Genomic DNA, 919 nt, shown 5'->3' with positions numbered 1-919 from the left:
AGCGGCGCTGAAACCGACCCAGATCAGCGCCCTGCAGACTGTCGATGTCGCGGCGCTGACCACCGCCCAGGTCGTGGCCCTCACCACCGCCCAGGTCGCTGCACTGACCACCGCGCAAGTGGCTGCTTTGACCACCACCCAAGTGGCGGCCATCGAAACCGCTGACATCGCTGCCTTGCCAGCGACCAGCGTTGCGGCCCTGACCACCGCGCAGACCGCTGCACTGACCACCGCCCAGGTCGTGGCCCTCACCACCGCCCAGGTGGCCGCGCTGAAACCGGCCCAGGTGGCTGCACTGACCACCACGCAAGTGGCGGCCATGGAAACTGCCGATGTCGGCGCGCTGACATCGGCCCAACTGGTAGCGTTGACCACTGCACAGGTCGCGGCACTGACCACCGCTCAGGTGGCGGCTCTGAAACCGACCCAGATCAGCGCCCTGGAAACCGCTGACGTGGCGGCACTGACTACCGCTCAAGTGGTGGCCCTGACCACCGCCCAGGCGGCAGCCCTGACCACCGCGCAAGTGGCTGCTTTGACCACCACGCAAGTGGCGGCCATCGAAACCGCTGACATCGCTGCCTTGCCAGTGGCCAGCGTCGCGGCCCTGACCACCGCGCAGACCGCGGCCCTGACCACCGCCCAGGTCGTGGCATTGACCACTGCCCAGGTGGCCGCGCTGAAACCGGCCCAGGTGGCTGCACTGACCACCACGCAAGTGGCGGCCATGGAAACTGCCGATGTCGGCGCCCTGACATCGGCCCAACTGGTAGCGTTGACCACCGCCCAGGTTGCGGCACTGACCACGGCGCAGATCGTGGCACTGAAGTCGACCCAGATCAGCGCCCTGGAAACCGCCGACGTGGCCGTCTTGACCACGGCCCAGGTCGTGGCACTGACCACCGCCCAGGCGGCAGCC

The 919-nt window shown here is 68.3% G+C and carries 1 protein-coding gene; it reads left to right on the top strand.

The window, feature by feature from the left end:
• Nucleotides 1-919: hypothetical protein (locus ACM6J5_RS18475; RefSeq protein WP_414929107.1), on the top strand; the 919-nt coding region annotated here is incomplete at both ends.

Origin of the sequence: Pseudomonas sp. IT-P74 (assembly GCF_949768175.1) — a bacterium.
Taxonomy (GTDB): domain Bacteria; phylum Pseudomonadota; class Gammaproteobacteria; order Pseudomonadales; family Pseudomonadaceae; genus Aquipseudomonas.
This window is presented reverse-complemented; position numbering and strand designations above follow the sequence as displayed.